5 protein-coding genes and 1 pseudogene are annotated in these 7,223 nt (G+C 44.8%); 4 read left to right on the top strand and 2 right to left on the bottom strand.

Going from position 1 to position 7,223, the window contains the following annotated elements; translation table 11 throughout:
- Positions 1 to 959: pseudogene (locus tag AC4OGX_RS07895) on the top strand (thiamine pyrophosphate-dependent enzyme); the annotation flags it as partial.
- 386 nt (positions 960 to 1,345) lie between these two features.
- Positions 1,346 to 2,671, top strand: coding sequence for an ABC transporter substrate-binding protein (locus AC4OGX_RS07890; protein WP_493329622.1), 1,326 nt, complete (start codon positions 1,346 to 1,348; stop codon positions 2,669 to 2,671).
- Positions 2,672 to 2,759: 88 nt separating this feature from the next.
- Here the strand turns inward: AC4OGX_RS07890 and AC4OGX_RS07885 are convergent, their stop codons facing one another.
- Positions 2,760 to 3,518, bottom strand: coding sequence for a response regulator transcription factor (locus AC4OGX_RS07885; protein WP_493329620.1), 759 nt, complete (start codon positions 3,516 to 3,518; stop codon positions 2,760 to 2,762).
- Complete coding sequence (locus AC4OGX_RS07880) at positions 3,496 to 5,292, bottom strand: sensor histidine kinase (protein ID WP_493329619.1); 1,797 nt, start codon at positions 5,290 to 5,292, stop codon at positions 3,496 to 3,498. Before AC4OGX_RS07880 ends, AC4OGX_RS07885 begins: the two co-directional genes overlap by 23 nt.
- Positions 5,293 to 5,482: 190 nt before the next feature.
- On the opposite strand from AC4OGX_RS07880, the gene AC4OGX_RS07875 reads away from it, so the two are divergent.
- The gene (locus AC4OGX_RS07875; RefSeq protein WP_493329618.1) at positions 5,483 to 6,358 is read left to right on the top strand and encodes a carbohydrate ABC transporter permease; all 876 of its coding nucleotides are present in this window, start codon (positions 5,483 to 5,485) and stop codon (positions 6,356 to 6,358) included.
- Positions 6,358 to 7,188 (top strand): carbohydrate ABC transporter permease, encoded by an 831-nt coding sequence (locus tag AC4OGX_RS07870; RefSeq protein WP_493329617.1) that lies wholly within the window; start codon positions 6,358 to 6,360, stop codon positions 7,186 to 7,188. Before AC4OGX_RS07875 ends, AC4OGX_RS07870 begins: the two co-directional genes overlap by 1 nt.
- Positions 7,189 to 7,223 lie beyond the last annotated feature (35 nt).

Here is a 7,223-nt window from a genome sequence, read left to right as displayed (position 1 = left end):
TAACACCAGAAGGCAAAGGACCGGCATGGTGCAACTCTCTGTTCGAAGATAATGCTGAGTTCGGATACGGTATGCTGCTTGCCCAGAACACAATCAGAGACAGACTGAAAGGCAAAGTAGAAGCTCTTGCAGAGAACGCAGAAAATGCTGATGTAAAGGCTGCTGCTCAGGAATACCTTGATACATTTGGAAGCGGGGCAACAAACGGAACAGCTACAGATAAACTGGTAGCAGCTCTGGAAGCTTGCGGATGCGATTCAGCAGATTAGGCTGAATTACTGAAAGGAAAAGACTTCCTCGCTAAGAAGTCACAGTGGATCTTCGGTGGTGACGGATGGGCTTACGATATCGGATTCGGCGGTGTTGACCACGTATTAGCAAGTGGAAAAGACATCAACATCATGGTATTCGATACAGAAGTTTATTCTAACACAGGCGGACAGTCCTCCAAGGCTACAAAGACAGGTGCTACAGCACAGTTTGCAGCAGGCGGAAAAGAAACGAAGAAGAAAGACCTTGCAAGCATCGCAATGAGCTACGGTTATGTATACGTTGCACAGATCGCTATGGGTGCGGACTTCAACCAGACTGTAAAAGCAATTGCAGAGGCTGAGGCTTATCCGGGACCATCACTCATCATTGCTTACGCTCCATGTATCAACCACGGTATCAAGAAGGGTATGAGCAAGGCTCAGACAGAAGAGCAGTTAGCAGTAGAGTGCGGATACTGGAACAACTTCAGATACAATCCGGCAGCAGAAGGCGCTAAGTTCACACTGGACAGCAAAGAGCCTAAGCTGGAGAACTATCAGGCATTCCTTGACGGAGAAGTTCGTTACAATGCACTTAAGAGAGCTAATCCGGAAAAGGCTGAGAAACTCTTCGCTCTGAACGAGAAAGAAGCTAAGGAGAGATACGCTTACCTTAAGAAGCTGATCACTCTTTACGGAGAAGAATAAGAACTGACGGGACAAGTTCCCAAAAGATAAGAAAAGCAGGTTCCTCGAAAGAGGGATCTGCTTTTCTTATCTTCAGACCTAAGGAAATTATTTTTTCAGAGGAATACTTTGGAAATATATGCGGGCAGCACTGCGGTGATGATATCTTCTATGAGCACTCTGACAGATTTAATCTCATCAAGGAAGCAGTGAAATAGATTCATAATATCCGATTTGACTGATGAAAAGATTGAAATTGCTGATTGAATTATACATAATAACGGATCTGAAATGTATTAAAATATACATGAAGTTAAAAAATGACAAAAACAGTGTGCGTTTATACATGGAGAATATGCAATATTGCTGATAAAATTCAGTTATAAAACAAAGGGAGGGTAACAGATATGAAAAAACGTATCGTAGCAGTGTTACTTAGCGGAATGATGGCAGTTTGTGCTCTGGCAGGCTGCGGCTCAGATTCAAAAAAAGAATCATCTGACAAAGGTGATAGCAAAGACAAGGGAACTACCATATCCATTATGGCAAGCCAGGACTGGGTATATGATGCAGAGATGGAACTTGGTAAAAAGTTTGAGGAAGAAACAGGAATCAAAGTCGATTACCAGATCGTACCAGCTGACCAGTATTACAATCTTTTGATGACTAAATTAAACAGCGGTGAGGGGCCAGATATCTTCGGCGGACAATCAGGCTCCTATGACCTGGTTTCACAATATAATATAGCTGAAAATGCAGTAGATCTGTCAAATGAACCATGGGTTGAATACTACAATGAGTTTGCAAAGGAGCAGACATCTGCAGACGGAGTGCTCTATGGAGCTACATATTTTGATACGACAACAGATTACTATATGGTATACAACAAAAAGATCTTCGAAGAAAACAGTGTAAAGGTTCCGACAACATTTGCTGAATTCGAAGAGGTCTGCAAGAAGTTATTAGATAAGGGTGTGACTCCGGTATACGAGCCGGTGGGCGACGGATGGCATCACGTAATGTGGTTCTGTGAGATCGGTGGCAAATTCGAAGAGCTGGTTCCAGGAATCGTGGACAAGTTAAATAATAATGAAGTGAAATTTGCAGATGTGCCGGAATTCAAAAAGGCGCTTGATCAGTTGAATGGATTAGCACAGAAGGGTTATTTCGGAGATAATTACCTGTCAGATGAATATGCAGACCTCCCGGCGATCATGGGCAGTGGCGAGTATGCAATGGGAATCGCAAAACCTGGTTCGATTGCAGAGATCGCAGAGGCATCAGGCGGAACCTATACAGAGGAAGATTTTGGAATGTTCCTGATTCCAACCTTAGACAATGATGTATTAAACGAACATCCATGTGGACCATCCAGATTTATTTACTCAGGTTCTAAGCATATTGACGAAGCAAAACAATATCTGGAATACATCACAACAAAAGACAGCATCCAGCATATGATCGACAATGAAGCAAAAGTAGAAAACCTTCCTTATGATGCAGGACAGCAGCCGGCTTACAGCGAGTCAACACAGGAATTCCTTGATTCCTTTGACAAAGCAGGCGTTGTATTCCAGGATTCTATCAAATATCTGAACCCACAGTGGGGAGAACTCGGACAGGATATCGTCTCCATGTTTATCGGAGATATGACTTCTGAGGACGTCTTAAAACAGATTGACACAAGGAGAGCAACACAGGCAGAAGCCGCAGGCGATGAAGCTTGGAAATAAGTCAGTAAAAGAAAGCGTAAGTAAAACAGAGGCACCGGCCTGTATGCTGGGAAATCCTGATGATTTCTTTGCAAGCAGGCCGATGCCTCTATTTTCCTTGTTTTTCTTTCCGATAAGCGGTAGGATTCATCCCTGTGAGCTTTCGAAAGGTTTTGCTGAAATGGAATTGATCGGGATATCCGACCCTCTCCCCGACTTCTCGGATCGGAAGAGTGGTGTCGGTGAGCAGCTGTTTGGCCTCGTGGATTCTGATATCGGTCAGGTATTTCAACGGGGTATCTCCTTTGTAGCGGTTAAATATCTTGGTAAGATATGCGGAAGTGAATCCCATGGATGCGGAGAAGGAACTGATGTCGATATCATCCATATAATGGTCTCTCATGTAGAGAACAGTGTACTCCACGATTTCCTCGGCATGCCGTCCTACCAGGGTCGGATCTTCCTGGAGTTCATAAAACTTCTGCAGCTGCAGCCGGACCCGCCCGAGGGTATTTTCCAAGTCTTCCTGTACGACAGGCTTTAACATGTAATCGAAGACACCTTGTTTCAGGGCTTCGCGGGCATAGTCAAAATCAGCATATCCGGTCAGTATAACTGTGAGGATATGAGGATACTGCTCATGGATTTTCTTGGCGAGAGTGAGTCCGTCCATGACAGGCATACGGATGTCAGTCATTACGAGATGGATGTTATCACTTTTCAGGCGTTTGAGAGCCTCCGCACCGTTAGAGGCCTGGGCGGCTACTTTAAACCCTGCGTCCAGAGCATCGATGTGCCGGGAAAGGGACTGCATCAGAAGCCGTTCGTCCTCTACCAGTAATACATTATAATGGCTTAGTTTCGTCATGAAATCTTCCTCCTACTTTCACGATAGCTCCCCCTCCTGGGAGGTTTCCAAAATCGAATATAAATGTGATCCCGTAGATCAGGTAAAACCGGATAAAAATATTTAAGATTCCCATACCGTCTAATTCCAAGCTCGGAAGCAGACCGTTTGCCAGGATCTCATCCATCTGGCTTTTTAAATGTACTGTGGTTTCTTCGCTAAAACCGGGGCCATTGTCCTTCACTTCTATGTACCAGCAGTGTTCGTCTAAATGCCCCTGGATCGTAATGTGCCATGGCGGGGAAACATTGGCTGTAAATTTGGCAGCATTCTCTACCAGCAGCTGGATGCACAATTTCGGAACAGGCAGTTCCAGCATATCATCATCCACATCGAATTCATATTGCAGGGCATCTCCAAACCTCAGCTTCATACATTTCAGATACAGATCGCAGTGTTCCAGTTCCTCCTCCAGAGAGGAAACCTGCTCCTTATTAGAAGAGATATAACGCAGGATCGAGGTGATGTCCTGACACATCTGCGCAACAGGCTTGGTCATCCCATCCTCTGCCATGGCACCGATGGTTGTCAGGGAGTTGTATAAAAAGTGAGGGTTCATCTGTGACTGAAGAGCCAGCATCTGTGCCTGTAGTTCCTGTTCCTTTAAAAGCAGCATCGAATTGGTGGCGGCTTTCTGGGAACGCATTGCCTCGTTCAGAGAATTTCGCAGCTTATCGATCTCAATGACTCCGGAATCTTCCATCTCAATCTCACGAAACTGGTCCTGCGGATCAATACTGGAGAGGAAATGGTAAATCGTTTTCAGTGGTGCACTCAGCTTCCTGGACAAAATACCCGCGAAAAGCAGGCAGAGTACGAGGATCAGTAAAAATACAAGAAAGATCCAGGACAAAGAGCGGTAAACCGGAGCAAAGAATTCTGAGCTTTGTATAGAGGCGGCAGCTGTAAAACCACTGTACTCCATTCTTGAAAAATAAACATATTCCCGGCATCCCTTCTTGGTATTATAAACTTCTTTCCCGTTAGAGTCCTGATAAGAATAGTAGGGGAAGAGTCCGTCTGCATTCAGGGGATAGAGCACATTTCCAGAAGAATCATAGATCACTACATCTATATCATAGTCACTGTCAGGATGATCTGCATGTTCAAACAGGACATCATAGTATTTCATCACTTCGACAAAGCCTGCCGGGTTTTGGTAATCGTCAAAATACATCCGGTACAGTGATTGGTAATATCTGTCTGTATCCGTACCTGAGCTTTGGGAAAATTTTGCATTCTGCATGGCGGGCGGGATATATCTGTGCCCGTGTTGGTCATAAGTCTTTGTAAACCAGTATTGATCCGGTGCATCTATATTCAGAGGACCTGTATAATTCCCGGCACCATAGCCGCCCTCTGAAAATCCGTATAAATTTACCTGCCGAATGGAGGCATCCACCCCTTTGGCGGCTGTCATAGCGTTGGCAAGTGTGTTTTTACGCTGATTCTGTTCGTACGGGGTAGCAGGCTCATTGATATAATCGGAAAAAGTCCCCTTGATGAGTGTGGAGTGGATCGTATTCAGGCACACATTGTCCATTTGGTTGATCTGAAGATCAATATCTGCTGCGATCGCAGAGCATGTCCTCTTAAGATCACGCTCTGTGTTGGAACGCAGATTTAGGTACTGCACGATGGAGAAGATAACGGTAGCCAGTACCAGCATCGTCAGCATGATCAGTAAAAAATAGGAGGACAGGATTTTTTGGATATTCTTTGATCTACCTCTCATAAAACCTCCCGGGTTTGGATTTGCAGCAAAAGTTATTTCTATATAATGCTGCTTTAACAGTATAGCATAATGTACAGCACTATTTCCATGAAGGTTAAAAAAATACATAAAATGGCCCAATGTGTGCATGTGATTAGAAATGATATTTGTATAAAATGAATAAAAAGGGATTGATAGGAGGAAGATCTAAGTGAAAAAATCAAAGTTGTATCCATGGTATTTTGCAGCCGGTGCCCTGCTGATCTACACGGCTCTGTGCGTAGTGCCGGGAATCATCGGTATCGGGTATTCATTTACAGACTGGTCTGCATATTCAAAAGAGGTGCATTTTGTTGGGCTTGAAAACTTTAAAAATGTATTTAGCGCAGATACAAATTACTTCAAGTATATTACGAACACGCTGCTGTTCACGGCCGTCACGACAGCGGCAAAGACGGGACTGGGGCTTCTGTTTGCGCTTGCCCTCAGCAAGAACATTAAGGGGAAAAATTTCCACAGAGGCGTGATGTACATGCCGTCGGTGCTGTCTATCCTGATCATTGGCCTCGTGTTTACATCCATCCTGAATCCAAAGATGGGGCTCTTAAATGAAGGGCTCAGGGCAGTTGGACTGGACAGCCTGACGCAGCAGTGGCTTACCGATCCTAAGATTGCATTCTGGTCTGTTATGGCAGTCGACATCTGGAGAGGGACCGGATATATCATGACAATGCTGATCGTGGGGATCCTGGCTATCCCGGAGGTTTACTACGAGGCGTCCAGCATTGACGGTGCAAACGGCTGGAAAAAGTTCCTGCATATTACACTGCCGATGCTCAGGCAGACGCTGGCAGTGACTATCGTATTAAATGTACTCTACGGACTGAAGGTATTCGATATGGTATATGCCTTGACTAACGGAGGACCGGGACATACGACAGAGGTAATGTACACGGCAGTATTTAAACAATTTTCTCAGGGTCTGTATGCGGAAGGTACAACGATCAGTTCTGTGATGTTTATCTTTATGGTAGTGACCGGATTCTTTATGATTAAAATTCTGACGAAAGACGAGGTGCAGGAATAATGAATAGTAAGACGAAGAAAACGACAATTAACGTTTTAAAAAATGTTCTGGCATGGATCATCTCTCTGATCATGCTCATTCCGCTGGCTTTAATCGTAATCAATGCGTTTAAGTCAGATTCAGAGGCGCTTACATTATCACTCTCCCTGCCGAAAGAATGGACGTTCAGCAACTTTTCTGTTGTGATCGAACAGGGAAAACTGATCCGGAGTTTTTTGAACAGTTTCCTGTATGCGGGGTGTGCGACGCTGATCGCAGTGATCCTCGGGTCTATGGCGGCTTATGTTTTCTCACGCAGGCGTGACCGTTTCAACAACGGGATCTATATGTATATGGTGTTAGGAATCGTCATCCCGGTCAACTATGTTGCATTGATGAAGGTTATGCAGGTGACCCATCTAAACAACAGTGTGCCAGGGATTATCCTGCTGTATGTTGCGACTCAGCTGCCGTTTACAGTATTCTTGATCTACGGATTTGTTTCAAAAGTTCCGGTTGATCTGGATGAGGCCGCTGTGATCGATGGATGCGGACCGTTTCGGCTCTTTTTCAATATCATCCTGCCAATGCTAAAGTCCAGTATTGTGACGGCAGCGGTGCTGTGTTTCTTAAATACCTGGAACGAATTTGTAATGCCTTTGTATTTCTTGAATTCCTCGGAAAAATGGCCGATGACACTGGCGGTTTACAACTTCTTTGGTCAGTACAGCAAGAGCTGGAATCTGATCTGTGCAGATATCCTGCTGACCTGTCTTCCGGTCATCATAATGTACCTGGCCTGCCAGAAATATATCGTAGGCGGTCAGACAGCAGGCGCAGTCAAGGGATAGAGTTTAAGCTGGACAGATGCAGGAATATACGGGCG

The organism is Faecalicatena sp. (assembly GCF_058819085.1).
Note: the sequence above shows the minus strand (reverse complement) of the source record. Positions and strands in the feature narration are given on the sequence as shown.